The sequence below is a fragment of the Luteimonas cucumeris genome (assembly GCF_007830035.1).
Lineage (GTDB): Bacteria > Pseudomonadota > Gammaproteobacteria > Xanthomonadales > Xanthomonadaceae > Luteimonas_C > Luteimonas_C cucumeris.
Genome location: NZ_VLKN01000003.1, coordinates 62093 through 88715 on the forward strand (window position 1 = coordinate 62093; position 26623 = coordinate 88715).

A 26623-nucleotide genomic window follows, 5' to 3' on the forward strand; every position below is an offset into this window, starting at 1 on the left:
GTTAGACTCGTGGAATGACCGGGTTCGACGCCACCGAAGCACTGACGCCGTTCCGCGACGAGCGCGGACAGGGGATGGGCGCGATTCTGTTCGACGGCACGCGCCTGCGGCAAGCCGAGCCCGACTGGTTCGTACCCTCGCAGTGGGGCGAGAAGGCCAGGCCGGTGCGCAGCGGCGGCCGCGGCGGCGCCTGGTTCGTCGATGGGCCCTTCGGCGCCGCCGTGTTGCGCCATTACCTGCGCGGCGGCTGGATGGCCGCCTTCAGCCGCGACCGGCACCTGTGGCGCGGCAGCCGGCGCGTGCGCAGCTTCGCCGAGTTCCAGCTGCTGCGCGAACTGATCCGGCGTGGCTTGCCGGTGCCGCGGCCGGTGGCGGCGCAATACGTCCGCGAGGGCTGGCGCTATCGCGCGGCGATCCTGCTGGAACGGATCGACGGTGCGCGCTCGCTGGCCGAACGCGCGGCGACCGTCGGCCACGATGCACCGTGGGAGGAAACCGGTCGGCTGATCGCGCGCTTCCATCGCGCCGGCCTCGACCACGCCGACCTCAACGCCAGCAACATCCTGTTCGACACCCATGGCCACGGCTGGGTGATCGACCTGGATCGAAGCCGGCTGCGCATTCCCGCCACGCGCTGGCGCGAAGGCAATCTGTCGCGGCTGCGCAGATCGCTGATGAAACTGCGCGGATCGCGCAGCGAAGCCGACGTCGACGCGGACTTCGCGCGCCTGCGCAGCGCCTACCTCAATACCTGGAACCGGGGCTACTGATGGGTTGGTCATTGCGCTTCCATGGCGTGGGCAATGCGTCCGCGGTCGAACTCGGCTCGCCGATGGCGACGCTGGAGCGCGACGGCTCGCCATGGCTGACGATCGACTGCGGTGGCGAAGGCCTGACCGCGTACCAAGCGCATTACGGCGAGATGCCGCGCGCGCTGTTCGTCACCCACACCCATCTGGATCATGTCGCCGGTTTCGAGCGGCTGTTCGTCGCCAGTTTTTTCGACCAGGCGCGTCGCGGACGGGTGCGCCTGTACGTGCCGGCGACGGTGGTGCCGCTGTTGCACCAGCGTGTCGGCGACTATCCGAACGCGCTGGCCGAGGGCGGTGCGAACTTCTGGGATGCGTTCCAGGTGGTTCCGGTCGGTGCCGCGTTCTGGCACGACGGCGTGCGCCTGGAAGTATTCCCGGCCCGGCATCACTGGCCCGAGACCGCGTTCGGCCTACGCCTGCGTGGCAGCGTGGTATGGACTGGCGACACCCGGCCGATTCCGGAGGCGCTGGCGAAATTCGCAGGCGCCGGCGAGCAGGTCGCGCATGATTGCGCGCTGCACGGCAATCCATCGCACAGCGGCATCGACGATCTGGAGCGTGAATACCCGCGCGAACTGCTCGACCGCTGCCTGCTCTACCACTACGGCAGCCACGGCGAAGGCGAGGCACTGGCCGCACGCGGTTACCGCGTCGCCCGTCCCGGCGAAGTCGTGGCGCTGGCCGATCCATCGACGCCGGCACTGGAGTCCTGATGAGCGCGCTGCCGCGCAATGCAATGCTGCCGGTCGACGCGCTGGGCCGCCCGCTGCGCGACCTGCGCCTGTCGGTGATCGAGGCCTGCAACTTCCGCTGTCCGTATTGCATGCCGGCGGACCGGATCGCCGACGACCACGGACTGGAGGCGTCGTCGCGCCTGTCATTCGATGAAATCGAAGTGCTGGTGCGCGGTTTCGTCCGGCTGGGCGTCAGCAAGCTGCGCCTGACCGGTGGCGAGCCCTTGTTGCGCAAGCATCTGCCGCAACTGATCGCACGGCTGTCGAGGATCGACGGCATCGAAGACCTGGCATTGACCACCAATGGTTCTCTGCTGGCAAAGCAGGCGGCCGCGCTGCGCGAGGCCGGCCTGCGTCGCCTGACCGTCAGCCTGGACGCGCTCGATGCGGACGTGTTCCGGAAGCTGTCGGGCGGGCGCGGCGAAGTCGCCGACGTGCTGGCCGGCATCGCCGCAGCCGAACAGGCCGGCTTCGCGCCGATCAAGCTCAACTGCGTCGTGCAGCGCGGCGTCAACGACGACCAGGTACTGCCGCTGCTCGAACGTTTCCGCGGCAGCGGTCATATCGTCCGCTTCATCGAATACATGGACGTGGGCACCTGCAATGGCTGGGACGCGTCGCGCGTTGTGCCTTCGGCGGAGCTGCGGGACCGCATCCATGCGCGCTGGCCGTTGACCGCGCTGGATCCCAATTACCGGGGCGAGGTGGCGTCACGCTATGCGTTCGCGGGCGGCGCCGGCGAGGTCGGTTTCGTCAGTTCCGTGAGCGCGCCGTTCTGCGGGGACTGCCATCGTGCCCGCGTGTCGGCGGAGGGCAGGCTGTACACCTGCCTGTTCGCCGGCGAGGGCAGGGACCTGCGGGCGATGCTGCAGCAGGGTGAAGCCGCGTTTTCCGAACATGTCGCAGGCCTCTGGTCGCGGCGCGCGGATCGTTACAGCGAACTGCGTGGCGCGCGGGACGTTTCGCGCAAGCATGTCGAGATGTTCCTGGTCGGAGGTTGATTTGAAAGCTGTCATTCCGCTTCGCGGGAATGACGACGGCTCAAGCCAAGGGAAACAATGAAGAAATCCGCAACTCAGAAGCTGACGCACATCGATCCTGACGGCCGCCCCGCCATGGTCGATGTATCGGAAAAGGCCGTCACCGCGCGCGCGGCCACGGCCGAATGTCGCGTCCGCTTTCCGGTCGCGGTGGCGGGACAACTGCGCAAGAGCGCTCTGAAGAGTGCCAAAGGCGGCATCGTCGAGACCGCGATCATTGCCGGCACCATGGCGGTCAAGCGCACCTGTGAGCTGATCCCGTTCTGCCACCCGCTGCCGATCGACGGTTGTCGTATCGCCATCGACTGGCACGGCGAGCGCGAACTGCGCATCGAATGTACTGTGAAGACCACGCATCGCACTGGCGTCGAGATGGAGGCGTTGACCGGTGCCACGATTGCCGCGCTGACCGTGTACGACATGTGCAAGGCGCTGTCGCACGCGATCGTGCTTGGCCCGGCCAGGCTGCTGGGCAAGCGTGGCGGCAAGCGCGATTTCGGAAAAGACCGATGACGCGAGTGAACGTGTTGTACTTCGCCAGCCTGCGCGACGCCGCGGGTGTGGCCAGCGAGGCCGTCGAATCGGATGCGACGGATCTACAGGCACTGTATGGAGAACTGCGGACCCGCCATGGATTCACGTTACTCGTCGATCGTCTGCGCGTGGCGACGGATGGTGCGTTCGCACGTTGGAGCGATGGCCTGCGCGAAGGCAGTGAAGTCGCGTTCATTCCGCCTGTCAGCGGAGGCTGAATGAAGCGTTTCAGCCTGTCCGATCGCACCTTCGATGTCGTCGCCATGCGCGGGGCGCTGCTTGACGCACACGCGGGCGCCTTCGCCAGTTTCGAAGGCTGGGTCCGCGACCACAACGAGGGCCGTTCCGTGGACGGCCTTCGCTATGAAGCCTACGTTGCTCTCGCAGAAAGCGAAGGCGAGCGCGTGCTGGACGAAGCGCTGGCCAGGTTCGACATCGTCGACGCGCGCTGCATGCATCGCATCGGCGACCTGGCGATCGGCGATCTGGCGGTGTGGGTCGGCGTGTCGGCCGCGCATCGGGACGCCGCCTTCGCCGCCTGCCGTTACATCATCGACGAAGTGAAATCACGCGTGCCGATCTGGAAGCAAGAGCGCTACGTCGATGGCGTCGCGGGATGGCTGCATCCGGAGTGATCCTCGCAACTTTCCTGATCGGAGGTGCAACCCGGCGCGTTCCCCTCTGCCTGCGCCGGTTCATGTGCGCGAAAAAAGCCGATCCTCTCCCGGCTTCGGCCATCTCTCCCGTAAAAGGGAGAGGGAAAATCGTGAACGGTTCTTCAGATGGAGGCGACCCCGCCGGCTGACCTCGGCACCCGCGTCGATCGATACCGTTGCTGCCTTCCGGCCCTGGCGGGGTTTTCGACCTAGCGTCGCGAGGGGCCGACGGGGCCACCATTGAAACGACATCGCGTCACGACGCGAATTAATGGCGGAGAGAGGGGGATTCGAACCCCCGAAGCGCGGTTTAGACGCTTACACACTTTCCAGGCGTGCTCCTTCAACCACTCGGACACCTCTCCGCTGGACCTGAAGGCAGCTTCCGGCAACGCTCAGGGGCGCAGATTCTAGCCGCGGCGGGCATTTGGAACAAGCGACGCGCCATCCGTCGCGGTCCGTGCGAACGCGCATGGCAGAATGGGCGTATGTCCTACCTCGTCCTCGCCCGCAAGTGGCGCCCCAAGCGTTTCGCCGAACTGGTCGGGCAGGAGCACGTGGTGCGCGCGCTGACCAATGCGCTGGATACCGGCCGCGTGCACCACGCGTTCCTGTTCACCGGCACGCGCGGCGTCGGCAAGACCACCATCGCCCGCATCTTCGCCAAGTCGCTGAACTGCGAGCAGGGCACGTCGGCCGAGCCCTGCGGCGAGTGCGCGACCTGCCAGGCGATCGACGCCGGCCGCTTCATCGACCTCCTGGAGATCGACGCGGCCTCCAACACCGGCGTCGACGACGTGCGCGAGGTGATCGACAACGCGCAGTACATGCCTTCGCGAGGCCGCGTGAAGGTCTACCTGATCGACGAAGTCCACATGCTGTCCAAGTCGGCATTCAACGCTCTGTTGAAGACGCTGGAGGAACCGCCCGGCCACGTGAAATTCCTGTTGGCCACCACCGACCCGCAGAAGCTGCCGGTGACGGTGCTGTCGCGCTGCCTGCAGTTCAACCTGAAGCGGCTGGACGAGCAGCAGATCGGCGGGCAGATCACGAAGATCCTGGACGCCGAAGGCATCGCCGTCGAAGCCGGTGCGATCCGGCAGCTGGCCAAGGCCGCCGACGGCAGCCTGCGCGACGGCCTGTCGCTGCTCGACCAGGCGATCGCCTATACCGGCGCCAATGCGGCTGACGGCCTGCTGGCCGACGCCACGGTGGCGGCCATGCTCGGTACGGTCGACCGCACCCGCGTCGGTGCGCTGCTCGACGCCCTGGCGTCCGGCGACGGCGAAGGCCTGCTTGCGGAAGTCGCCGCGCTGGCCGAATTCTCGCCGGACTGGGGCAGCATCCTCGACGCGCTGGCCGATGGCCTGCACCGCGTGCAGGTGAAGCAGCTGGTGCCCGGCGCAGGCATCGAGACCGATGCCATCGACATCGCGTCACTGGCATCCGCGCTGCGTCCGGAAGTCGTGCAGCTGTGGTACCAGATGGCGCTGAACGGTCGCCGCGACCTGCATCTGGCCCCTAGTCCGCGCGCGGGTTTCGAGATGAGCGTCCTGCGCATGCTGGCATTCCGTCCGGCAGAGGGCGGTGCTGCCGCAGCGACAGGCTCGGCACCTGCCACGGCTACGCCGCGTTTGACCGGCGCCGCTGCCGCTAAAGCCGCTCTTGCGACCGAGACCCGCAGCGCCAGGCCGGCGCACGCTGCGGTCTCTGCACCGATGCCGTCGCCGCCATCGCCACCTGCAGCACCGCCGCCGCCGCCGCCCACAAGGCAGGCGATGCCGATCGCATCACTGGCACCAGCACCCGCACCCTCCGCCACATCGATCGCGATCGATGGCGAACGCTGGCTGGAACTGGTCGACTCGATCGCGCTGAAAGGCCCGGCCAGGGTGCTGGCCTTGCATGCGGCGTTCGTCGGCCATGCCGACAACGTGCTCCGGCTGTCGCTGCCGGCCAGCGACGACCACCTGTGCTCGCCGCTGATGGTCCAGCAACTTGCCGATGCGCTGGCGCCGAAACTCGGCGGCGTGCCGCAGATCCAGTTCGAGACCGCCGCCGGCAACGGCGAAACCCTGCATCAGCGCCACGAGCGCCAGCGCGACGCACGGCAGGCCGCGGCCGAGGAAACCTTCATGGCCGACCCGGCCGTGCGCCACCTCATGCAGCACGGCGCCAGGCTGGTGCCCGATTCCATCCGACCTTTCGACGAGTAGACCGACATGCGTGGAAACATTGCCCAATTGATGCAGCAGGCGCAGAAGATGCAGGAAAACCTGCAGCGTGCGCAGGAAGAACTGGCGCAGCTGGAAGTCACCGGCAACGCTGGCGGCGGCATGGTCAGCGTGACCATCAGCGGCCGCATGGAGTGCCGCAAGGTGCGTATCGACCCGAGCGTGCTGTCCGATCCGGAGATGGCCGAGGACCTGATCGCCGCCGCGTTCAACGACGCGGTCAACAAGGCCAATGCCGAATCGCAGCAGCGCATGGGCGCGGCGACGGCCGGCATGCCGGTGCCGCCGGGAATGAAGCTGCCGTTCTGAAACGCGTGATTGGTGATTCGTGATGGGTGATTCGAAAGAGTAAAAGCCCGCGGCGCACCTTTACCAATCACCCATCGCGAATCACGAATCACCGACCCATGTCCTCGCTACTCGAACAACTGATCGAAGCCTTCCGCGTGCTTCCCGGTGTAGGCCAGAAAACCGCGCAGCGGATGGCCTATCACGTGCTGGAGCGCGAGCGCGAGGGCGGCAAACGGCTGTCTGAGGCCCTGGCTACGGCGATCGAACGCATCGGCCATTGCGTGCGCTGCCGCGATTTCAGCGAAACCGAAGTGTGCGTGACCTGCGCCAGCGCCGCGCGCGACGCGTTCCAGTTATGTGCGGTGGAATCGCCGGCCGACCGGCTCGCGATCGAACAGGCCACGGGTTATCGCGGCCTGTATTTCATCCTGCAGGGTCGGCTCAGCCCGCTCGACGGCATCGGCCCGCGCGAGCTCGGTCTCGACCAGCTGTCGATGCGACTGGCGGAAGGCGAAGTGCAGGAACTGATCATCGCCACCAACCCGACCGTGGAAGGCGAGGCAACCGCGCATTACCTGGCGCAGCTCGCGCGTCAGCACGGCGTGCGCCCGAGCCGGCTGGCGCATGGCGTGCCGCTGGGCGGTGAACTCGAGTACGTGGATCGCGGTACCTTGTCGCATGCGTTCGGCAGTCGCAGCGAGATGCCCTAGAGCCGGGAACCAGGAATCGGGAGAGCCTGCGCGACGCTGTCTTTGCCTTTACGATTCCCGACTCCCCATTCCCGATTCCCGACCTCATGGACACCCTCTTCCACAAGATCATCCGCCGCGAAATCCCGGCCGACATCGTCTACGAGGACGAGCACCTGATCGCGTTCCGCGACATCGCGCCGCAGGCGCCGGTGCACGTGTTGTTCGTGCCGAAGACGTCGATCGCCACGCTCAACGATCTGCGCGCCGAGCAGGCGGAGATCGTCGGGCGCCTGGCCTTCGCCGCCGCCGAGTACGCCAGGCGCGAAGGTTTCGACGAGGACGGCTACCGCATCGTCATGAACTGCAATGCGCATGCCGGGCAGACCGTGTACCAGATGCACCTGCATCTGCTGGCGGGTGCGCCGCTCGGGCGATTCGGTACGCCTGCCTGACGCGACTCAGCGGCGCACGGACGCGGGAGATGGCCCACGCCGTGTGCGCAGATGTTCCGCGACACCGTAGCTCGGGTAAGCGCAGTGCATCCGGGATCGCGTCCCGTCAATACCGCCCGTCGCCCCAGCCCCAGCCCCACCACGGCCAGGGCCGGCGCTGATAGGGGTAGCGCGGATCCTGGTGCGGCGCCGGTGGCCACAGGTGGATCGAGTCGGCGACGACGCGTGGCCGGTCGTAGCTGAAAGTGCCCGGTGGCGGTGCTTCGAAACCGTCGAGGCGGCCGATCACGGTCAGCTCACGGTTCTTCAGGAACACCGCCGGATCGTAATAACCCGCCGTGCAGGCGACGAAGCGGCCGCTGCCATCCTCGGTCATGTGGCGCGGCCGGCCGTAGACCGACAGTTCGCTGCCGATCACCTCGAAACAGGTGCGATCGCCAAGCGGCCGCGTGGCGACGATGCGTCCGCCCCAGCGTACCGGCAGGCCGGGTCGCCCGACTTCGCGTGCCTGGGCGGGCGTGATCTGGATGACATCGCCCTGCAGTTGCGGAGGCACGGTCATGCAGGCACCGCTCAGGCCGGCGAGTGCGGCGATGGCAAGGATGCGCAATTTCATCGGGCGTTCCCTCGGACTGGCGGCCGGATCAGGGACGATGCGCCCGCAGGGCACGGATCAGGTCGCGGCGCTGCTGGCGGTCGTCGTCGACAGCGTAGCGCGATCGCGTGAAGCGCAGGGCAAGGGCGCGCAATGCCGCGCCGTCGCCGGGCCGTTGCCGGGCAACGCGTTCGGCCCAGTCATGCGCCGGTTCGTGCGGCTCGCGCTGCAGGTGATGGCGGGAGTAACGTTCGCCGAGCCGATGCCAGGCGCGCAGCAGCGGGTCGCGCTCGCGTTCGCGGTGGGCGATCAGCCAGGCCATCCAGCCCAGCGCCAGCGCCGCCAGCAGCGCGAACATCGCCGCCAGGTCCCAGCCGCTGAGCCGGTCGATGCCGAACGCCTGCAACATTTGCTGCTGGCGCGTCGCGTCGAAGCCGAGCACGAAATCGTTCCAGCCGCGCCGCAGCCAGTCGCCGGTGTTCCATACCGGACGCAGTCCGGCGAACTCGCCGAACACGCCTGGCGCGCGGTCGTCGAGCGTGTCGTAGATGCGCTCAGGCGCGACCGCCGCGGTCGGATCGACGCGCACCCAGCCGCGCCCAGGCAGCCACACTTCCGCCCAGGCGTGCGCATCCATGCGCCGCACCACCCAGTAGTCGCCGAGCGGATTGCGATAGCCACCGACATAGCCGGTCACCACGCGCGCGGGAATCCTGGCTGCGCGCATCAGCACCACGAACGACGAACTGAAGTGTTCGCAGAAGCCGGCCTGCTGATCGAACAGGAATTCGTCGACCGCATGCCGTCCCAGCAGCGGCGTATCGAGCGTGTAGGCGAAGTCGGCGCGGATCCAGCGCAGTGCGCGCTGCACGATGGCGGCATCGTCGCTGCCGGCCTCGCTGCGCCACTGTCGCGCCAGCGCCAGGCTGCGCGGGTTGTAGCCATCGGGCAGATGCAGCGCCGATTGCCGCAGCAACTGTTTCAGTTGCGGTTCGAACGCCAGCGGCGGCGCCGACTGCATGCGCCAGCGGGTCAGCGTACTCAATGGTTGCGCGGCATACAGGCCGTAGTCGATCGTCAGTTCCGCGCCGTCGGGCGCGGCGATCGGCAATTCCAGCGCGACCAGCTGCCGGCGGTCGGTCGCCTCGAATTCCAGTTCGTAGTCCCACAGCACCGGCGTGCGCCGTACATCGGCAGCGGGCAGCCCGCGCAACCAGCGCGGCTGCGACCACGTACGGCCGTCGAAGTCCCACAGCACCGGCCCGCGCCAGTACATCTGCGAAGTGTCCGGTGCGCGGCCGAAGAAACGCACGCGCATCGCCGGCGTGTCGTCGGCCATCAGGTCGACCCATTCGCCTGGGCTCATCGTGTCGGACAACCCGGGGCGGGCGAGCGCGCGTTCGGGCACGCCCCACATCGGCGAGGCCACGCGCGGAAACAACCAGAAGCCCGCCAGCGCCAATGGCAATCCGATCGCGATCAGTCGCCATACCGAACCAATCTCGCGCCATGACGATGACGACTCCACCGGCAATCCGGATTCGGCGTCGGCGAAGCGCTGCAAGGCCAGCAATGCGAGCGTGACGCCGACCAGCGACAGCGCAAGAGACAACGGCCCCTGGTCGAGCAGGAAAGTCGCGAACGGCGCGAACAGCGCGAAGCCGACCAGGCTGCGCGCATCGCGCAGGCCCGTGGTCTCCGATGGCTTGATCGCCAGCATCGCCGCGAGCAGCGCACAACCGGTATCGCGGCCGATCGAGAAGTGCGACATCACCAGCACGATCGCGACCACCGTCAACGCCAGCAGGAAACGCAGCCAGCCCGGCAGTGGCTGTCGCCACGACAACAGGGCCACCGAGACGGCCAGTGCCGCGATGACCGCGGCCAGCGTCGGCGGCAACTGCAGCAGCAGCGGCAATAGGCAGGCCGCTGTTGCCAGCAGCGCCCAGCGGCGCGTGGCGGCGTCAAGCAGCATCGACATGCGGCAGCAAGGCCAATGCGCGCAGGCAGGCGTGGCGGTGCGTGCTGCCCTGTGCCGGTCCCAGCACGGGCTGCCCCGGCAGGCGCAACTGGTAGCGGCGGTTTTCGCGTTCGGCCTGGTCGATCCAGTGCGCCAGGCGGCGGATGCGATGTTCGTAGGCGAGCGGGCCGAGCCGTTGCCAGTCGAGGATCACTTCCGCGCTGCGCGGTTGTTCGTATTCGCGCACCAGCAGGGTGTCGCGACGTGCGGAGGGTTTCCAGGCGACGGCGCGTTGCGGGTCGCCGCGGCGATAACTGCGCAGGTGATGGACGTCATCGCCGGCCGGATTGAGGCGCGCCACGCCGCTGTCGCTGACGTCGGTCGGCAGTGGCGGCCCGTGCGTTTCCGGCGCCGGGTAGACCAGCAGCGCCTGTTCGGGCCAGACCCAAGCCCATGCCGTCGCCAGTCCCAGCGGGCGCAGGGTGGAGATGCGGATGCGGTCCAGGTCCAGCCAGCCGCGGCGTTCGGTGGGCAGCGACAGCGCCGCTTCGCTGCCCTGGTCCAGCGACAGCATCGCGGTCGCGTCCTCGTAGCCGACTTTCAGTCCGCGACGCAGGCGCAGGTCGCGCGCGCTGGCGCGCAATCGCAGCGACAGGAATTCGCCTGCCGGCACGGGCTCGGCCGACACGGTGTCGATCACCAGCCCGGACAACTGCAGGTGCGCGGTGATCAGGCTGGCCATCGCCGTGCCTGCCAGCAGCAACGCCAGCAGCAGCGCGGGATTGTTGTTGTAGTTCAGTGCGCCCAGGCCCATGGCGAAAACCAGCACCGCGAAGAACAGACCGAAGCGGGTCGGCAGCACGTAGACGCGTTGACGGCCGAGCGCGACTGGCAGCGTTTCCGGCGCGCGCGGACGCGTCCAGACTTCTGCCATCCTGCGGAGTCGATCGAAGCGGGTCATGGGCAAGACGGATCTGACTTCCCGCCGTTCAATCGACCGGCACCGCCAGCAGGATCGATTTCGCCAGTGCGGAACCGTTGCCGGCTTCGGCTTCTGCGACCAGCCGGTGCGCGGCGATCGGCGCGAACAGTGCCTGCACGTCCTCGGGCAGCACATGGTTGCGGCCGAGCAGCAGCGCGTATGCACGCGCCGCGCGCAGCAACGCCAGTCCGGCGCGCGGGGACAGGCCGACGCGCACGCCCGGATGCTGGCGGCTGCGCGTCAGCAGGGCGTGCACGTAGCCGATCAGCGCCTCGCTGGCGTGCACGGCTTCGACCGCGCGTCGCAGTTGCAATACGTCGTCGGCGCTCAGCAGCGGCCGTGCCTGCGCGATCAGTTCGCGGCGATCGACCCCGGTCAGCAGGGTGCGTTCGGCTTCGGCGCCCGGATAGCCGAGCGTCAGCCGCAGCAGGAAGCGGTCGAGCTGCGAGTCCGGCAGCGGATAGGTGCCGGCCAGGTCGACCGGGTTCTGCGTGGCGATCACGAAGAATGGCTGCGGCAGCGGATGCGTGTTGCCATCGACGGTGACCTGGTGCTCGGCCATCGCTTCCAGCAGCGCGCTTTGCGTGCGCGGCGGCGCGCGGTTGATCTCGTCGGCGAGCACGATGTTGGCGAACACCGGGCCGGCGTGGAATTCGAAGCGCCGTGCCTGTGCGTCGTAGACCGAGACGCCGATGATGTCGGCCGGCAGCAGGTCGGAGGTGAACTGCAGGCGCTGGAAGCCGAGCCCCAGCGTCGCGGCCAGTGCATGCGCCAGCGTGGTCTTGCCCAGGCCCGGCAGGTCCTCGATCAGCAGGTGGCCATCGGACAGCAATGCGACGAAGGCCAGTCGCACTTCCTGCGCCTTGCCGAGCACCAGCGAATTGACCTGCGCCTGGGCGCGCTTGAGCGACTCGCGCAACGGGTCGGTTAGCATGTTCGTGGTTTGGGGCAGTGCCGACATGCGCGCCTCGGAGTGGTTTTCGTCAGTGTAGCGGGGCGCGGACAGATGCGGGGACGCGACTACGGACAAAGGTCACGGGACGTATTCGTCGCGCTGTGGCTGGGTGTGACGGCGATCAAGTGCGTGCTCGCCGCGCGCCTGCCGTTGTTCGTCGACGAAGCGTTTTACTGGCAGGAAGGCCAGCATCTGGCCGCGGCCTATTCGGACCTGCCCGGACTCACCGCGTGGCTGGCGCGCATCGGTGTCGGCGTCGGCGGCGAACATGCCTGGGCCTTGCGCACGCCGTTCCTGCTGCTCGCCGCGTTGCTGCCATGGGGCGTGGCCCGGCTGGCCACGCGCGAATTCGGTGCGGCGATCGGTTGGCAGGCCGCCACGTTGACCCTGCTGCTGCCGCTGGCCGGCACGCTCGGCGTACTGGCGCTGCCGGACGTGCCGATGGCGCTGGCGACCGTGCTGTGCCTGGACGCGGGCGCGCGATTGCTGCGTCGCGTCGATGCCAAGGCGGTGCTCGAGCTCGCCTCCGGGCTGATGCTGGGCGCGCTCAGTCATTATCGTTTCGCTGCGGTGATCGGCATCGGTGCTCTGGTGCTGCTGTCGCTGCCGGAAGGCCGTCGCGTGCTGCGCGATGCGCGGGTCTGGGTTGCACTGATGATCGGCGTGCTGGCCTGGTGGCCGCTGATGGCGTGGAATTTCGACAATGCCGATGCCGGCCTGCGCTTCCAACTGGTCGATCGCCATCCGTGGACACTGCATTGGGACGGCCTGTGGTTCGTGCTGGTGCAGACGCTGCTGGTCACGCCGTTGCTGCTGGTGGCGATGGCGTTGGCGGCGTGGCGCGGCCTGCGCGACCGGTCGCCGGTAGTGCGCTACCTCGCGTCGTGCGGGAGCGGGCTGGTGCTGGGTTTCTTCGTGCTGGGCTTCTTCGCCGACAACGAGCGCGTCAGCTTCCATTGGCCATTGCCCGGCTACCTGGCCCTGCTGCCGCTGGTGCCCGCGGTGTTGGCGGGCTGGTCGCGCGGATGGCGCAATGCCACCTGGGGCCTGCTGGCCGCGGCGCTGGCAACGGCGCTGCTGTATTACGCGGCGGTGTCGGTGCCTGCGGTGCGCGCGCAGGCGGCGTACCGGAAATGGTATCCGGCCAATTTCGCCGGTTGGGATGAAGTCGCCGAAGCGGTGCGCGGCCAGCTCGCCAAGATGCCGCCGGGTACGCGCCTGGTCGCCGACAACTTCAAGCTGGGCGCCGAACTCGGTTTCGCATTGGACGACGCACGCATCGCGGTGCTCGATCATCCACTCAACCACCGCCATGGCCGCGCGCCGCAGTTGCGGTTGTGGCGGCTGGAAGAGGCTGCGCCGCGCGCTGCCGATGACGCCCCGGTCCTGCTGGTGGTCGGCGCTGCCGATCTGAAATACAGGCAACTGCTGGACCACTACCACGCCTTGTGCGCGCAGTTCGGGCCGTTGCCGCCGCCGACCACGGTCAACATCGATCATGGCGCGCAGCGATTCCTGATGTTCGACCTGTCCACGCCGGCACGCGACGGCGCCTGCACGACGCCGGCGATGGCCTGGATCGATATGCCTGCGCCGGGTGCGACGGTCGGACGCCAGTTCGATGTCGCCGGCTGGGCGTTCAAGGACGGTGTCGGCATCGTGCGGGTGGAGGTGACCCTCGACGACATGCCGGTGGCCACGGCACGTTATGGCAAGGCCCTGCCGCACGTCGCCGAATTCTGGAAGATTTCCACCGACCCCACGCATCCGCGCGTGGGCTTCGAGGCCCGCATCAATCTGCCGCCGGGCAGCGACGGCCTGCACTGGCTGGGGCTGACCCTGCACGGCAATGACGGCAGCGTCGAGCAGTGGCCGCAGCAACGGCTGCAGGTGGCGGGAGCTGGCGACTGAGCAACTGGACTTCAGTCGCGTTCGGCGATCAGCACCGGACGGGCGTGGCCGAAAAGCGATTGCGGCGGTGTCCACAGGCGGGCGACACGGAAACCGGCATCGAGCACGCGCTCGATGATGTCGTTGCCGTAATCGCGATAGACCAGCACCTTGCCGGGGCCCTTCAGGCGATCGCCATGGTAGGTCGGCGACAGCAGGTGTTCGACCTGTTTCCCGTCGCGACGCGCGCGTTCCCGCGTGATCTGCTGGCCCGTCAGCGGCACCGTGAGCAGCAGGCGTCCGCCCGGGCGCAGCACGCGATGCAGTTCGCGCAGCCCGGCGCGATCGTCGGGCACGTGTTCGAACACTTCGGTCGAGGTGCACAGGTCGAAGCTGCGATCGGCGAAGCTCAGGCTTTGCACGTCTTCGCACCGAATGCCGTCGCGGCTGCGGCCGGGGGCGACGCCTTCCAGGTATTCGCTGGTCGTCACGCTACGGCAATGGCGCCGCAGGTGGCGCAGCAATGCGCCGGTGGTGGAAAGTTCGTAGGCATCGAGCCTGGCAAGCGGGCCGGCATGGCTTGCCAGCGCCTGGATCAGCGACAGGTGCACCGGCGTGCCGCGGCAGCGCACGCAACGGACCTGCATCTCGTCGTCGGACAGCTGCAGCAGCAGCGACGGCCCGCAGCCGGGGCAGCGGAATGGCCGCAGCCGCAGGCCGGGGCGGCGGAGGTCGGACTGGACCGCGTTCACGGCAATGCGAAGCCGGCTTCGCGCAGCAGTCGTGCCGTGGCGATCAGGGGCAGGCCGATCAGCGCGGTTGGATCCTGCGATTCGATCGCATCGAACAGCGCGATCCCGAATCCTTCCGACTTGAAGCTGCCGGCGCAATCGAAAGGCTGTTCGGCATCGATATAACGCGCGATCTCGTCCGCCTGCAGGTTGCGGAAGCGAACGACGGTGATATCCAGTGCCTGCAGTCGCACCTCATCACGGTGCAGCGACAACGCGGTCGAGAAGCGTATCGCGCGTCCCGACATCGCCACCAGCTGGGCGATGGCGTTGTCGCGCGTGCCGGGCTTGCCCAGCGCCCGGCCATCGAGTTCGGCCACCTGGTCAGAGCCGATCACCCACGCCGCGGGTTCGCGTCGCGCGATGGCGGCCGCCTTGGCGTCGGCGAGGCGTCGCGCGGTCTGCGGCGGGGTTTCGCCGGGCAGGACGGTTTCGTCGACCTCCGGTCGCGCGGTTTCGAACGGCAGCCGCAGCCGCGCCAGCAACTCGCGCCGGTATGGTGACGTCGAGGCCAGGATCAGGCGCATCGGGACAGCTCGCATGAGGGCCGGGCGTCAGTTCAGGGGCGCGCGGGCACGTTCGATCTGCAGCAGTTGCTGCTCGATCCGCAGCCGCGCGGCGTCGATCGAGGCGCGTACCACGGCCAGTTCGTTCAGGCTCGCCGCCTCACTGTGCTGCTGCAGCCACAGCCGCTGTCGCAGCATCTCGCGCAGGGCGTCGCGGATCGGGTCGGGCTCATCCTCGCCGGCGACGGCCTCGATTTCGGTGCGCGCGTCGCGCAGGCGCGCTTCGAGGGCGTCCGCCGCGTCCAGCACGTCGCCCACGGCCTGCTGGCGGCGGCTGCCCTGGCTGCTACGACGGCGTACGATGAGGGCCGCGCCGGCGGCAATCGCCGCTGCTGCCAGCAGCACTAGGGTCAGGGTCACGTCGGGCCGGGCGGCGAAGAGTGGATCAGCAGTCTGCCGCGGCCGTCGGGACAGGGCAAATTCCCTGTCCCGACATGGGTTTGGGTTTGACAGGGCAGGGGCTCGAGCCTAGAATTCCGCGGCTTATGTCCGCGAGTTTGCCCGAAGTACTGGACGCGTGGCGCATGGTGGCCGCGCGGCGCGCTTTCGAGGGCCGCTTGCCGCTGGCGTCGATGGGACGCCTGCGCGACAGCCTGGTCGATGCCCAAGGCGAGGTTGCCTACAGCATCGAGTTCGGCACGGACGCGTTGCAGGTGCCCTACGTCGAGTTGCAGATCGAAGCCGCGTTGCCGCTGGAATGCCAGCGCAGCCTGCAGCGTTATCTGGAGCCGGTACGGATCGTGCAGCGGCTTGGCCTGATCCGCAATGAGGAGGACGAAGCCGGCCTGCCGCCGGGTTACGAGCCCTTGCTGATCGCCGGGCACGGCGAATTGCGGCCCGTCGAGCTGATCGAGGACGAGTTGATCCTCGCCGTGCCGGTGGTGCCGGTGAACCCGGAATCGGCATCGGTCCAGAGTGATTGGCCCGCCGACGAAGAAGAAAAGGCGCAGGCCAGTCCGTTCGCGGCATTGGCGGCGCTGAAAGACAGGAAGGGCAACTGATTTCCCGTTGTCCGGACGCTGAATTCAACGATTTGTAGCTGGAGCAATACCATGGCTGTGCAGAAATCCCGAGTGTCCCCCGCCCGCCGTGGCCAGCGCCGTTCGCACGACGCGCTGACCGCCAAGCAGCTTGCCACCGATCCGACCAGCGGCGAGACCCATCTGCGCCACCACGTCACCGCCGACGGTTACTACCGCGGAAAGAAGGTGGTCGAGAGCAAGACCCGGATCGTCGAAGAAGATTGATGCGGCATGATTGATCGCGCTGCCCGTGACCCCGGTCACGACGCCGCGCGTTCTTTCCGGCCAGTCTTGGCCGACGACTTGCGGGGATCCACATGAGCGCTTCTGATCCGAACGGCCGCGTCTATGCGCGAATCGCCGGTACGGGCAGTTACCTTCCGGAAAAGGTGCTGACCAACGACGACCTCGCCAAGATGGTCGACACCAGCGACGAGTGGATCGTCTCGCGCAGCGGCATCCGCGAGCGCCATATCGCCGCCGACGGCGAGACCACCTGCGACCTGGCCTACCACGCCGCCGTGCGCGCGATGGAAGCGGCCGGCGTGTCGGCGGACGAGCTCGACCTGATCGTGCTCGGCACGACCACGCCGGACCTGATCTTTCCATCGACCGCCTGCCTGCTGCAGCATCGGCTGGGTGCCAGCCGATGCCCGGCGTTCGACGTCAACGCCGCCTGTTCCGGCTTCCTGTTCGCGTTGACCGTCGCCGACAAGTTCATCCGTTCCGGCGCGGCGAAAACGGTGCTGGTAGTTGGTGCGGAAACCCTGAGCCGCATGACCGACTGGACGGATCGCAGCACCTGCGTGCTGTTCGGCGACGGCGCCGGCGCCGTCGTGCTCAAGGCCGACACGGAAACCGGCATCCTCAGCACCCATCTGCATTCCGACGGCGCCAAGAAAGAGCTGCTGTGGAACCCGGTCGGCGTATCGGTCGGTTTCAAGCCCGAGGAAAAGAATGCCGGCGTGCGCATCAACATGTCCGGCAGCGACGTATTCAAGTACGCGGTCAAGGCGCTTGATTCCCTGGTCGAGGAAACACTGGACGCTAATGGCGTCGACCGCCACGACCTCGACTGGCTGATTCCACACCAGGCCAACCTGCGCATCATCGAAGCCACGGCCAAGCGCCTGGACATGCCGATGGATCGCGTGATCGTCACCGTGGACAAGCATGGCAACACGTCATCGGGCTCGGTGCCGCTGGCACTCGACGAAGCCGTGCGTTCCGGGCGAGTCCAGCGTGGCCAGCTGGTGCTGCTGGAAGCCTTCGGCGGCGGCTTCACCTGGGGCAGCGCACTGCTGCGGTATTGATCGAAGGCCGTGATTAGGAATTGGTGATTGGTGATTCGCTAGAGCTCGTATGCTTCGGCTTTTCCGAATCACAAATCACTAACCACCAATCGCGGCCACACACCGACATACGCGCCGGTACAGACGTTCCGCATGATCGCCACGTATCATTCGCGCCCTGTTCCCGAAGTTCGCCGCAGAGTCAGCCGATGACTGTTTCGTCCCAGCTCGCCTTCGTGTTTCCCGGCCAGGGCTCGCAATCGCTGGCCATGCTGGCGGAGCTGGCCGAACTGCACCCCGGCGTGCACGACACTTTCCGCGAAGCGTCCGATGGCGCCGGCATCGATTTGTGGGCGCTGTCGCAGGGCGGCCCGGAAGAGATGCTCAACCGCACCGAATACACCCAGCCGGCACTGCTGGCGGCCGGTGTCGCGGTATGGCGCCTGTGGCAGGCGCAAGGTGGCCCGCAACCGTCGGTACTTGCCGGCCACAGCCTGGGCGAATACGCCGCACTGGTCGCAGCGGGCGCGTTGTCGCTGCACGACGGCGCGCACCTGGTACGCATCCGTGGCCAGTTGATGCAGGATGCCGCGCCGTCCGGCACGGGCGCGATGGCGGCGGTGATCGGTGCCGAAGACGAACTGGTGAAGGAAGTCTGCGGACAGGCGTCCGGCAATCAGGTCGTGGTGCCGGCCAACTACAACTCACCCGGCCAGATCGTGATCGGTGGCGACGCCGCTGCGGTCGACCGCGCCCTCGCGCTGCTCGCCGAACGCGGCGTGCGCAAGACGGTGAAACTTGCAGTCAGCGTGCCCTCGCATACGCCGCTGATGCGCGAAGCCGCCAATCGTCTTTCCGAAACGATGAATGGCATGTCGTGGCACGAACCCGCAGTCCCGGTCGTGCAGAACGTCGATGCCGAAATCCACCAAGGCGTGCAGTCGATCCGCGACGCGCTGGTGCGCCAGTTGTACCTGCCGGTACGCTGGACCGATTGCATGCACGCCTTGGTCGCGCGAGGTGCCACGCGCATCGGCGAATGCGGCCCGGGCAAGGTGCTGGCCGGACTGGTCAAGCGGATCGACAAGACGCTCGACACGCGGTCGCTCGGCACGCCCGGCGAATTCGAAGCCGCGCTGGCGGCATGGAAATAATCAACAGTCCTGTCAGATCCACGTCATCACGACACGACGGATCCCTCGTCGCGCACGAGATGACAAATAAGCATTCGAACCGAGGCATGCGATGACAAATATCCTGGCAGGCGAAATCGCCCTGGTCACCGGCGCCAGCCGCGGCATCGGCGCTGCGATCGCCGACACGCTGGCTGCGCAGGGCGCAACCGTGATCGGTACCGCGACATCCGACGCAGGCGCCCAGGCGATCGGGGAACGGCTGCAACCGGCCGGCGGCCATGGCCGCGTGCTCGACGTGGCCGACAGCGCCGCGGTCGAGGCGCTGATCGATGCCATTGGCAAGGAATTCGGCGCCATCTCGATCCTGGTCAACAACGCCGGGATCACCCGCGACAACCTGCTGATGCGTATGAAGGAAGAAGACTGGCAGGCGATTCTCGACACCAACCTGAGCAGCGTCTACCGCACCTCGAAAGCGGTGATGCGCGGCATGATGAAAGCGCGCAAGGGCCGCATCATCAACATCGCCTCGGTGATCGGCGCCACCGGCAATGCCGGGCAGGCCAACTACGCCGCGGCCAAGGCCGGCATCATCGCGTTCAGCAAATCGCTGGCCAAGGAAATCGGCTCGCGCGGCGTCACCGTCAACGTGGTGGCCCCGGGCTTCATCGCCACCGACATGACCCGCGACCTGCCCGAGGATGCCAAGCAGGCGCTGGTCGGCCAGATCGCGCTGGGTCGCCTCGGCGAACCGGCCGACATCGCCCATGCCGTGGCGTTCCTTGCGGGACCGGCGGCAAGCTACATCACAGGGGAAACCCTGCACGTCAACGGCGGCATGTACATGGCCTGACGGCAAGCCATAAAATCCGGCAGTAAATCATTGAATGGGTTGGCCGCAGGCAGGCTCGCGCGGCACAATCGCCTTTCCACTACACTATCGCCCTGAACAGTCTCCCGGGAGGAGCAAACACCCATGAGCAGCATCGAAGAACGCGTCAAGAAAATCGTTGTCGAACAGCTCGGCGTCAAGGAAGAGGAAGTCACCAACAGCGCTTCGTTCGTCGACGATCTCGGTGCCGACTCGCTCGACACCGTTGAGCTGGTGATGGCGCTCGAAGAGGAATTCGAGTGCGAGATTCCCGACGAAGATGCCGAGAAGATCACTTCGGTGCAGCAGGCGATCGATTACATCAAGGCCCACGTCAAGGCCTGATGCCGGTCGCGAACGGGCCCGGTCGTCGACCGGGCCAACCAATGCAAACCGCCGCGCTATCCAGTCATCTGTTGGCGGGGCGGACGTGACAAGCCCCGGGGCCGCATTCGCGGCCCCGTGCGTTTGCGGCGGCGCATCCGCTGCCGTACGGGCAAGAAACAGCCATCAGGTCAGGAGCAGGTTATGAGCAAACGTCGCGTCGTCGTCACCGGGCTGGGCATTCTGTCGCCGCTGGGCAACGACCTGCAGTCGAGCTGGGACGGCATCGTCAATGGCCGCTCGGGCATCGGCATGATCAGCCACTTCGACGCGTCCGCGTTCTCCACCCGGATCGGCGGCGAGGTCAAGAACTTCGATGCGTCGGCATGGATCGCGCCGAAGGACATCAAGAAGATGGATCCGTTCGTGCACTACGGCGTGGCCGCCTCGATGATGGCGATCGCCGATGCCGGACTGGACGTGACCGAAGCCGACGCCGAGCGCATCGGCGTGGCGATCGGCGCCGGCATCGGCGGCCTCAAGGGCATCGAGGAAACCACGCTGAAGTGGGCAGAAGGCGGCCCGCGCAAGATCTCGCCGTTCTACGTGCCCAGCACGATCATCAACATGATCGCCGGACAGGTGTCGATCATGACCGGCGCCAAGGGCCCCAACATCGCCGCGGTCACGGCCTGCACCACGGCCACGCACAACATCGGCCTGGCGATGCGGATGATCCAGTACGGCGAGGCCGACGCGATGATCGCCGGCGGCGCCGAGTACGCCACCACGCCCACTTCGGTCGGCGGCTTCTGTTCGATGAAGGCGTTGTCGACGCGCAACGATGAGCCGACGCGAGCGTCGCGTCCGTGGGACAAGGACCGCGACGGTTTCGTGATGGGCGATGGCGCCGGTGTCCTGGTGCTCGAAGAATACGAGCGCGCCAAGGCGCGCGGCGCGCGCATCTATTGCGAACTGGTCGGCTTCGGTATGAGCGGCGACGCCTACCACATGACCGCGCCCAGCGAGAACGGCGAGGGCGCGGCACGCTGCATGCGCAATGCGATCAGGGACGCCGGTGTCGACCCCAGCGCGATCGGCTACATCAACGCGCACGGTACCTCGACCCCCGCCGGCGACCTGGCCGAGACGATGGCGGTGAAGGCCGCGCTTGGCGATCACGCCTACAAGACCATGGTCAGCTCGACCAAGTCGATGACCGGCCACCTGCTCGGCGCCGCCGGCGGCGTGGAGGCGGTGTTCTCGGCGATGGCGCTGCACACCGGCGTGATCCCGCCGACGATCAATCTGGAAAATCCGTCCGAAGGTTGCGATCTGGATTACGTGCCGAACATCGCGCGCGAGTCGAAGGTCGACTTCGCGATGTCCAATTCGTTCGGCTTCGGCGGCACCAACGGCACGCTGGTGTTCAAGCGCGTTTGACCTGGAGACCGTCATTCCCGACATCGGGGAATGGCGGCTGACAATCGATGCTGGTAACCCGCGCGCTTGCTCCGGACACCGACCTGCTGGCCCTGCACCGGCGTGCACCATCGCGCTACCCGATGCTGCTGGAATCGGTCGCCAGCGGCACCGTGCATGGCCGTTGGGACCTGCTGCTGGCCACCGATGGCGATGCGCTGACGCTGCACGCGGACGGCATCACGCGGCGCTCGGATGGCAGCGTGGCGGCAGGCGACTTCCTGTCGGTACTCGACGCCGAATGGCAACAGCGCCGCATCGCGCGCGAAGAACCGCGTTGGCCGTTCCATGGTGGCTGGGCCCTGTTCCTGGCCTACGAACTCGCCGGACAGATCGAACACGTGCTGCAGCTGCCGCCGGCGCGCGGTGCCATCCCGGTGGCCACTGCGCTGCGTTGTCCGGCGGCCGTGCTGCGCGACCGCGCCACCGGCGATTGCGTCGTGCTTGCCGAAGACGGATACGTCGCGATGCTCGACGCCATCGTCGCGGACATCGAATCCGCATCCTTGCAGCCGACGGTCGAGGCATGGCAGCCGCCGCTGCAGGTGACCGAGGACGATCCGGCGCGATTCACCGCCGGTGTCGAACGCATCCTCGAATACCTGGCGGCGGGTGATGTGTTCCAGGTGAACCTGTCGCGCGCGTGGCAGGCGCGGTTTGACGTGGCGCTCGATCCGGCAGCGCTGTACGCACAGCTGCGCCGTGCCAATCCATCGCCGTTCGCGGGATTGTTCGCGGGGCAGGGATGGGCGGTGGCCAGTTCATCGCCAGAACGACTGGTGTCGGTGCGCGGCGACGTGGTCGAGACGCGACCCATCGCCGGCACGCGCGCGCGTTTCGCCGGCGATGACGACGCCGAACGCATCCGCGAGCTGGTCGGCCATCCCAAGGAGCGTGCCGAGCACGTGATGCTGATCGACCTGGAGCGCAACGACCTGGGGCGCGTCTGCATTCCGGGCAGCGTCGAGGTCGACGAACTGATGACGGTGGAAAGCTACGCGCACGTGCATCACATCGTCAGCAACGTGCGCGGCCGGTTGCATGCGGACGCGACGCCTGGCGATGTGATCCGCGCGGTATTCCCCGGCGGCACCATCACCGGCTGCCCCAAGGTGCGTTGCATGCAGATCATCGCCGAACTGGAAGGCGGCGGTCGCGGCGCCTACACCGGTGCGATGGGCTGGCTCGACCGCGATGGCGACATGGACCTGAACATCCTGATCCGCAGCGGCGAGATCGAGGACTGCGCGTCCGGAGGCAGCGTGCTGCGGTTCCGTACCGGCGCCGGCATCGTCGCCGACTCCGATCCGCTGCGCGAACTCGACGAGACCCGCGCCAAGGCGCGTGGCATGTTGCGCGCGCTCGGAACCGCGGAATGAACGCGCGCATCTTCATCGGCAACGATCGCGTCGATGCGGTTGCCGCCGACGATCGCGGCCTGGCCTATGGCGATGGCCTGTTCGAGACCCTGCGCATCCACCGCGGCTCGGCTCCCTGGTGGGACCGGCATTGGGCGCGGTTGTCGCGCGGTGCGGAGCGCCTGCGCCTGCCGTTGCCCGCGCCGGAAATGGTTCGCGACCAGGCTTGGGCGATGATGGCCGGCAATGAAGCCGGCGTGTTGAAACTCATCCTCACCCGCGGTAGCGGTGGCCGTGGCTATGCGCTTCCGGCGACAGCGGTGCCGACCTGGATCCTGTCAACGCACGCGCTGCCGCCGAAGGTCGTGGGCGATGGCCTGTCGCTGCGATGGTGCGATACGCGGTTGTCGATCCAGCCGGCATTGGCCGGCCTCAAGCACTGCAATCGGCTGGAGCAGGTGCTGGCACGTGCCGAATGCGGAGATCCTGCACATCCTGGCCAGCATGCCGATGAAGGCCTGATGCTGGACACGGAACAGAACGTGATCGGCGCCACGGCTGCGAACCTGTTCGTGATGGTCGACGGACAATGGGCGACGCCGCGCATCGATCGTTGCGGGATCGCCGGTGTCTGCCGCAGTTGGGTGTTGCCTGAACTGCAGGCCTGCGAAACCCGCCTGACGCGCGCGCAGGTGGAATCCGCGCAGGCGGTTTTCCTCTGCAATGCCGTGCGCGGTATCCTGCCGGTCGCCCGGCTTGGCGAAAGCGGCTGGGCACTCCATCCGCAAGTGTCGGCATTGCGCGACCGCCTGGCCGCCGCCGTGCCGATGTTCGCACCCCACAATGAAAGGATTGCAAACGCGTGAGCCGCAAGCGTCGCATCGGTGTGTTCTTCGTGTTCTCGGCCCTGCTGGCCGGCGCCGTCGCCTACGTGTTGTGGCAGCGTTACGCAGGCTTCGCCGACCAGCCGGTCGCCGGCATCGAAGCCGGCGAAACGCTGCTGGTCGAACGCGGCGATTCGTTCCTGCAGGTACTGCGCAAGTTGCGTGCGGCCGGCGTGCGGGACGGACACGATCTGGAATGGCAATTGCTGGCGCGGCAGACTGGCGCAGCCGGCAAGCTGCAGGTCGGCGAATATGCACTGCGGCCCGGTGCCACGCCGCGTACTCTGCTGGTGGCGATGCGCGATGGCAGGATCATCAGCTACCGGTTCACGATCGTCGAAGGCTGGAACATCCGCGAACTGCGTGCCGCCTTGGCCAGGGCCACGCCGCTGCGGCAGGAGACGACGCAGTTGGACGATGCTGCACTGATGAAGGCGCTGGGGCACGAAGGGCAGCATCCGGAAGGACGCTTCCTGCCTGAAACCTACCAGTACAACCGCGGCGACAGCGATCTCAAGCTGCTCAAGCGCGCCCATGACGCAATGGCCGGAGCGCTCGACCAGGCCTGGAGCGCGCGTGCCGCCGATACGCCGCTGAAGAACAAGGATGAGGCGCTGGTGCTGGCGTCGATCGTGGAGAAGGAAACCGGCATTGCCTCGGAACGACCGCAGATCGCCGGCGTGTTCTCGCGTCGCCTGAAGCAGGGCATGCTGTTGCAGACCGACCCGACCGTGATCTACGGCATGGGCAGCAGCTACGCCGGCAACATCCGCCGTCGCGACCTCACCACCGACACGCCTTACAACACCTACACCCGTACCGGCCTCCCGCCGACGCCGATCGCCATGCCCGGCGTCGATGCACTGCGCGCGGCGACCAATCCCGCACCTGGCGATGCGCTGTTCTTCGTCGCCGTCGGCGACGGCAGTGGCCGCCACGTGTTTTCACGCACGCTGGGCGAGCACCAGGCCGCGGTGCGCGAGTATGTGCAGCGCTATCGGCAACGGCAGGCAGCGCCGGTATCGTCGCAATGACCGCGCTGGCTCGACAACCAAGATTCATCACGCTGGAGGGCGGCGAGGGCGCCGGCAAGTCGACGGTGATCGCCGCCCTGCGCGATGCGCTTGAGGAGGCTGGCGAGGACGTGGTCTGCACCCGCGAACCGGGTGGCACGCCGCTGGCGGAAGAGATCCGTGGCCTGCTGCTTGAGCCGCACCACGAAGCGGCGGCGCCGCAGGCGGAGCTGCTGCTGATGTTCGCAGCGCGCGCGCAGCACGTGCGCGAAACGATCCTGCCGGCGCTGCGGCGCGGCGCTTGGGTGATCTGCGACCGCTTCACCGATTCCAGCTATGCCTACCAGGGCGGCGGACGCGGGCTGGACGTGGAGTTCATCGCCGAACTCGAACGCCAGGTGGTCGGCATCGTGCCGGCGATGACGCTGCTGCTGGACATCGACGTGCACGAGGGACGCGTGCGTACCAACACCCGCGACCTGTGGCCGGACCGCATCGAGCGCGAGCAGGAAGACTTCTTCGCGCGCGCGCGCGGCGTGTTCCTGGCGCGCGCGGCGGCGGAGCCGGGAAGATTCCGCGTGGTCGATGCCAGTCGCGTGCGCGAGGCGGTTGCCGCCGATGCGGTGTCGCATCTGCTGGCTTTGCGGGGGTCGACACGATGAACTTCGCCTTCTCGCCCTGGCAGCAACGCGCGTACGAACAGGCTTGCGAGGCGATCGACGCAGGACGCCTGGCGCACGGCATGCTGTTCTGCGGACCGGCGAATCTTGGCAAGCGCGCGGTGGCCGAACGGCTCGCGCAGCGCATGTTGTGCCAGGCGCGCGGGACTGATGGCGAGGCCTGCGGACAATGCCGCAGCTGCCTGCTGCTTGCCGCCGGCACCCACCCCGATTTCAACCTGATCACTTTCGTGCCCAATCGCGAAGGTACCCGGCTGCGTACCGAGATCGTGATCGAACAGATTCGCGGCTTGTCCGAGAAGCTCATGCTGACGCCGCAATATGGCGGCGCGCAGGTCGCGATCATCGATCCGGCCGACGCGATCAACCACGCGGCCTGCAACGCCCTGCTCAAGACGCTGGAAGAGCCGGTTCCAGGTCGTTACCTATGGCTGGTCAGCGCGCATCCGGCGCGCCTGCCGGCGACGATCCGCAGCCGCTGCCAGAAGCTGGAATTCCGCCTGCCATCGCAGGACGAAGCGATCGCATGGCTGGGTCGGCAGGGCCATCCCGGACCGGCCGCCGCCGAGGCGCTGGCCGCTGCGCGTGGTCATCCCGGTCTCGCCGATCTGTGGCTGCGTGATGGCGTGCTCAAGTTGCGCCGCGATGTCGCCGATGATCTCTCCAGGCTGCGTCGCGGGGAGACGGCTGCGCTGGAAACCGCGCAGCGCTGGACCGCCGACGAACACGCAGTCCTGCGCCTGGGTTTTGCCGCGGACCTGGCGCTTGCCGAGGCCACCGGCTTGACCGATCCGGGGCGAACGCGCAGTCTGGCTGCGTGGTTCGACGCGGCCAATCGCATGCGCGATCTGTTGCGTACGACGGTACGAGCGGACCTGGCGGTCGCTGATCTATTGTTGGCCTGGCGCGGCCATGACGCGCGGGCCATGGGGGGCGGTAAATGAGTTCAGTACCAGGCGCAGGCGGCGCGCGGCAGGGCATCCTGTCGCTGGCGGTCAAGGACAAGGCGGCGCTTTACCACGCGTACATGCCTTACATCAAACATGGCGGCATCTTCGTGCCGACGCCGAAGCGCTATTTCCTGGGCGACGAGGTCTTCCTGCTGCTGACGCTGCCCGAATCCAGTGAACGCCTGCCAGTCGCCGGCAAGGTGGTCTGGGTCACGCCGCCCGGCGCGCAGGGTAACCGCACCGCCGGCATCGGCGTGCAGTTCGCAGAGACCGCCGAGGGCGACGCGGTGAAGGGCAAGATCGAAGCGCTGCTGGCTGGCACGCTCAACGCGGACAAGCCGACGCATACGATGTAGACGTGCAATCGCAATCCACAGGCAAGCAGGGTTGGTGAGCATGAGAAGCGCCTGGCGGTACCAGGATCAGC

31 protein-coding genes, 1 tRNA gene and 1 other RNA gene are annotated in these 26623 nt (G+C 67.4%); 24 read left to right on the forward strand and 9 right to left on the reverse strand.

Going from position 1 to position 26623, the window contains the following annotated elements; genetic code table 11:
• Positions 1–14: 14 nt before the first annotated feature.
• The 6 genes from IP90_RS06360 to IP90_RS06385 are packed head-to-tail and all read left to right on the forward strand — an operon-like array spanning position 15 to position 3755.
• Positions 15–770, forward strand: coding sequence for a 3-deoxy-D-manno-octulosonic acid kinase (locus tag IP90_RS06360; protein ID WP_144898792.1), 756 nt, complete (start codon positions 15–17; stop codon positions 768–770).
• Entirely contained in the window at positions 770–1525 is a 756-nt protein-coding gene (locus IP90_RS06365) for an MBL fold metallo-hydrolase (RefSeq protein ID WP_144898793.1), read from the forward strand. Before IP90_RS06360 ends, IP90_RS06365 begins: the two co-directional genes overlap by 1 nt.
• Positions 1525–2547 carry a GTP 3',8-cyclase MoaA gene (moaA, locus tag IP90_RS06370; RefSeq protein WP_144898794.1) on the forward strand — a complete coding sequence of 341 codons (1023 nt, stop codon included), beginning with the start codon at positions 1525–1527 and terminating at the stop codon, positions 2545–2547. Before IP90_RS06365 ends, moaA begins: the two co-directional genes overlap by 1 nt.
• A gap of 57 nt (positions 2548–2604) precedes the next feature.
• A complete protein-coding gene (gene moaC, locus IP90_RS06375; protein ID WP_144898795.1) occupies positions 2605–3099 on the forward strand; it encodes a cyclic pyranopterin monophosphate synthase MoaC in 495 nt (164 codons plus the stop codon).
• Positions 3096–3338, forward strand: coding sequence for a MoaD/ThiS family protein (locus IP90_RS06380; RefSeq protein WP_144898796.1), 243 nt, complete (start codon positions 3096–3098; stop codon positions 3336–3338). The genes moaC and IP90_RS06380 overlap by 4 nt, the downstream gene beginning before the upstream one ends.
• Positions 3339–3755 (forward strand): molybdenum cofactor biosynthesis protein MoaE, encoded by a 417-nt coding sequence (locus IP90_RS06385; RefSeq protein ID WP_144898797.1) that lies wholly within the window; start codon positions 3339–3341, stop codon positions 3753–3755.
• Positions 3756–3911: 156 nt separating this feature from the next.
• On the opposite strand, the gene ffs is transcribed toward IP90_RS06385, so the two are convergent.
• Together ffs and IP90_RS06395 are read right to left on the reverse strand one after the other, a co-directional pair.
• An RNA gene (gene ffs, locus IP90_RS06390) (signal recognition particle sRNA small type) lies at positions 3912–4008 on the reverse strand.
• Between the two features lie 40 nt (positions 4009–4048).
• Positions 4049–4141, reverse strand: a tRNA-Ser gene (locus IP90_RS06395).
• Positions 4142–4264: 123 nt separating this feature from the next.
• On the opposite strand from IP90_RS06395, the gene dnaX reads away from it, so the two are divergent.
• From dnaX to IP90_RS06415, 4 genes are all read left to right on the forward strand, one after another.
• Positions 4265–5992 (forward strand): DNA polymerase III subunit gamma/tau, encoded by a 1728-nt coding sequence (dnaX, locus tag IP90_RS06400; RefSeq protein WP_144898798.1) that lies wholly within the window; start codon positions 4265–4267, stop codon positions 5990–5992.
• 6 nt (positions 5993–5998) lie between these two features.
• Positions 5999–6319 (forward strand): YbaB/EbfC family nucleoid-associated protein, encoded by a 321-nt coding sequence (locus IP90_RS06405; protein ID WP_144898799.1) that lies wholly within the window; start codon positions 5999–6001, stop codon positions 6317–6319.
• Between the two features lie 98 nt (positions 6320–6417).
• Positions 6418–7011, forward strand: coding sequence for a recombination mediator RecR (gene recR, locus IP90_RS06410; protein WP_144898800.1), 594 nt, complete (start codon positions 6418–6420; stop codon positions 7009–7011).
• Between the two features lie 86 nt (positions 7012–7097).
• Complete coding sequence (locus tag IP90_RS06415; RefSeq protein ID WP_144898801.1) at positions 7098–7445, forward strand: histidine triad nucleotide-binding protein; 348 nt, start codon at positions 7098–7100, stop codon at positions 7443–7445.
• A gap of 106 nt (positions 7446–7551) precedes the next feature.
• On the opposite strand, the gene IP90_RS06420 is transcribed toward IP90_RS06415, so the two are convergent.
• The 4 genes from IP90_RS06420 to IP90_RS06435 are packed head-to-tail and all read right to left on the reverse strand — an operon-like array spanning position 7552 to position 11943.
• Positions 7552–8061, reverse strand: a complete 510-nt coding sequence (locus IP90_RS06420; RefSeq protein WP_144898802.1) for a Slp family lipoprotein — start codon at positions 8059–8061, stop codon at positions 7552–7554.
• Between the two features lie 28 nt (positions 8062–8089).
• Positions 8090–10021: a transglutaminase TgpA family protein gene (locus IP90_RS06425; protein WP_144898803.1), complete on the reverse strand. Its 1932-nt coding sequence runs from the start codon at positions 10019–10021 to the stop codon at positions 8090–8092.
• On the reverse strand, positions 10005–10934 hold the full coding sequence (locus IP90_RS06430) for a DUF58 domain-containing protein (RefSeq protein ID WP_242007506.1): 930 nt from the start codon (positions 10932–10934) through the stop codon (positions 10005–10007). Before IP90_RS06430 ends, IP90_RS06425 begins: the two co-directional genes overlap by 17 nt.
• 55 nt (positions 10935–10989) lie before the next feature.
• Entirely contained in the window at positions 10990–11943 is a 954-nt protein-coding gene (locus IP90_RS06435) for an AAA family ATPase (protein ID WP_144898805.1), read from the reverse strand.
• Between the two features lie 45 nt (positions 11944–11988).
• Here IP90_RS06435 and IP90_RS06440 point away from each other — a divergent pair, with 45 nt between their 5' ends.
• A complete protein-coding gene (locus tag IP90_RS06440; RefSeq protein WP_144898806.1) occupies positions 11989–13848 on the forward strand; it encodes an ArnT family glycosyltransferase in 1860 nt (619 codons plus the stop codon).
• 11 nt (positions 13849–13859) lie between these two features.
• Here the strand turns inward: IP90_RS06440 and IP90_RS06445 are convergent, their stop codons facing one another.
• Genes IP90_RS06445 through IP90_RS06455 form a run of 3 tightly spaced genes read right to left on the reverse strand, consistent with a single transcriptional unit; the run spans position 13860 to position 15544 of the window.
• Positions 13860–14579, reverse strand: coding sequence for a class I SAM-dependent methyltransferase (locus IP90_RS06445; RefSeq protein WP_144898807.1), 720 nt, complete (start codon positions 14577–14579; stop codon positions 13860–13862).
• Complete coding sequence (locus tag IP90_RS06450) at positions 14576–15145, reverse strand: Maf family protein (protein WP_144898808.1); 570 nt, start codon at positions 15143–15145, stop codon at positions 14576–14578. Before IP90_RS06450 ends, IP90_RS06445 begins: the two co-directional genes overlap by 4 nt.
• A gap of 27 nt (positions 15146–15172) precedes the next feature.
• The gene (locus IP90_RS06455) at positions 15173–15544 is read right to left on the reverse strand and encodes a hypothetical protein (protein WP_144898809.1); all 372 of its coding nucleotides are present in this window, start codon (positions 15542–15544) and stop codon (positions 15173–15175) included.
• 125 nt (positions 15545–15669) lie between these two features.
• On the opposite strand from IP90_RS06455, the gene IP90_RS06460 reads away from it, so the two are divergent.
• The 13 genes from IP90_RS06460 to IP90_RS06520 all read left to right on the forward strand — a co-directional run bounded on the left by IP90_RS06460 (position 15670) and on the right by IP90_RS06520 (position 26552).
• On the forward strand, positions 15670–16185 hold the full coding sequence (locus IP90_RS06460) for a YceD family protein (protein WP_144898810.1): 516 nt from the start codon (positions 15670–15672) through the stop codon (positions 16183–16185).
• 51 nt (positions 16186–16236) lie between these two features.
• Positions 16237–16431, forward strand: coding sequence for a 50S ribosomal protein L32 (rpmF, locus tag IP90_RS06465; protein ID WP_144898811.1), 195 nt, complete (start codon positions 16237–16239; stop codon positions 16429–16431).
• A 92-nt stretch (positions 16432–16523) separates the two neighbouring features.
• Positions 16524–17519, forward strand: a complete 996-nt coding sequence (locus IP90_RS06470) for a beta-ketoacyl-ACP synthase III (protein WP_144898812.1) — start codon at positions 16524–16526, stop codon at positions 17517–17519.
• A gap of 188 nt (positions 17520–17707) precedes the next feature.
• Positions 17708–18652 carry an ACP S-malonyltransferase gene (fabD, locus tag IP90_RS06475; protein ID WP_144898813.1) on the forward strand — a complete coding sequence of 315 codons (945 nt, stop codon included), beginning with the start codon at positions 17708–17710 and terminating at the stop codon, positions 18650–18652.
• A 91-nt stretch (positions 18653–18743) separates the two neighbouring features.
• Positions 18744–19487: a 3-oxoacyl-ACP reductase FabG gene (gene fabG / locus IP90_RS06480; RefSeq protein WP_144898814.1), complete on the forward strand. Its 744-nt coding sequence runs from the start codon at positions 18744–18746 to the stop codon at positions 19485–19487.
• A 123-nt stretch (positions 19488–19610) separates the two neighbouring features.
• Positions 19611–19850 carry an acyl carrier protein gene (gene acpP, locus IP90_RS06485; protein WP_144898815.1) on the forward strand — a complete coding sequence of 80 codons (240 nt, stop codon included), beginning with the start codon at positions 19611–19613 and terminating at the stop codon, positions 19848–19850.
• A 183-nt stretch (positions 19851–20033) separates the two neighbouring features.
• A complete protein-coding gene (gene fabF / locus IP90_RS06490; RefSeq protein ID WP_144898816.1) occupies positions 20034–21272 on the forward strand; it encodes a beta-ketoacyl-ACP synthase II in 1239 nt (412 codons plus the stop codon).
• Positions 21273–21319: 47 nt separating this feature from the next.
• The gene (locus IP90_RS06495) at positions 21320–22690 is read left to right on the forward strand and encodes an aminodeoxychorismate synthase component I (protein ID WP_144898817.1); all 1371 of its coding nucleotides are present in this window, start codon (positions 21320–21322) and stop codon (positions 22688–22690) included.
• Positions 22687–23535 (forward strand): aminodeoxychorismate lyase, encoded by an 849-nt coding sequence (gene pabC, locus IP90_RS06500; protein WP_144898818.1) that lies wholly within the window; start codon positions 22687–22689, stop codon positions 23533–23535. Before IP90_RS06495 ends, pabC begins: the two co-directional genes overlap by 4 nt.
• Complete coding sequence (gene mltG / locus IP90_RS06505; protein ID WP_199753416.1) at positions 23532–24587, forward strand: endolytic transglycosylase MltG; 1056 nt, start codon at positions 23532–23534, stop codon at positions 24585–24587. The genes pabC and mltG overlap by 4 nt, the downstream gene beginning before the upstream one ends.
• Complete coding sequence (gene tmk / locus IP90_RS06510; protein ID WP_144898819.1) at positions 24584–25228, forward strand: dTMP kinase; 645 nt, start codon at positions 24584–24586, stop codon at positions 25226–25228. The genes mltG and tmk overlap by 4 nt, the downstream gene beginning before the upstream one ends.
• Complete coding sequence (locus IP90_RS06515) at positions 25225–26190, forward strand: DNA polymerase III subunit delta' (protein WP_144898820.1); 966 nt, start codon at positions 25225–25227, stop codon at positions 26188–26190. The genes tmk and IP90_RS06515 overlap by 4 nt, the downstream gene beginning before the upstream one ends.
• Positions 26187–26552, forward strand: a complete 366-nt coding sequence (locus tag IP90_RS06520; RefSeq protein WP_144898821.1) for a PilZ domain-containing protein — start codon at positions 26187–26189, stop codon at positions 26550–26552. Before IP90_RS06515 ends, IP90_RS06520 begins: the two co-directional genes overlap by 4 nt.
• The last annotated feature ends 71 nt before the right edge of the window (positions 26553–26623 follow it).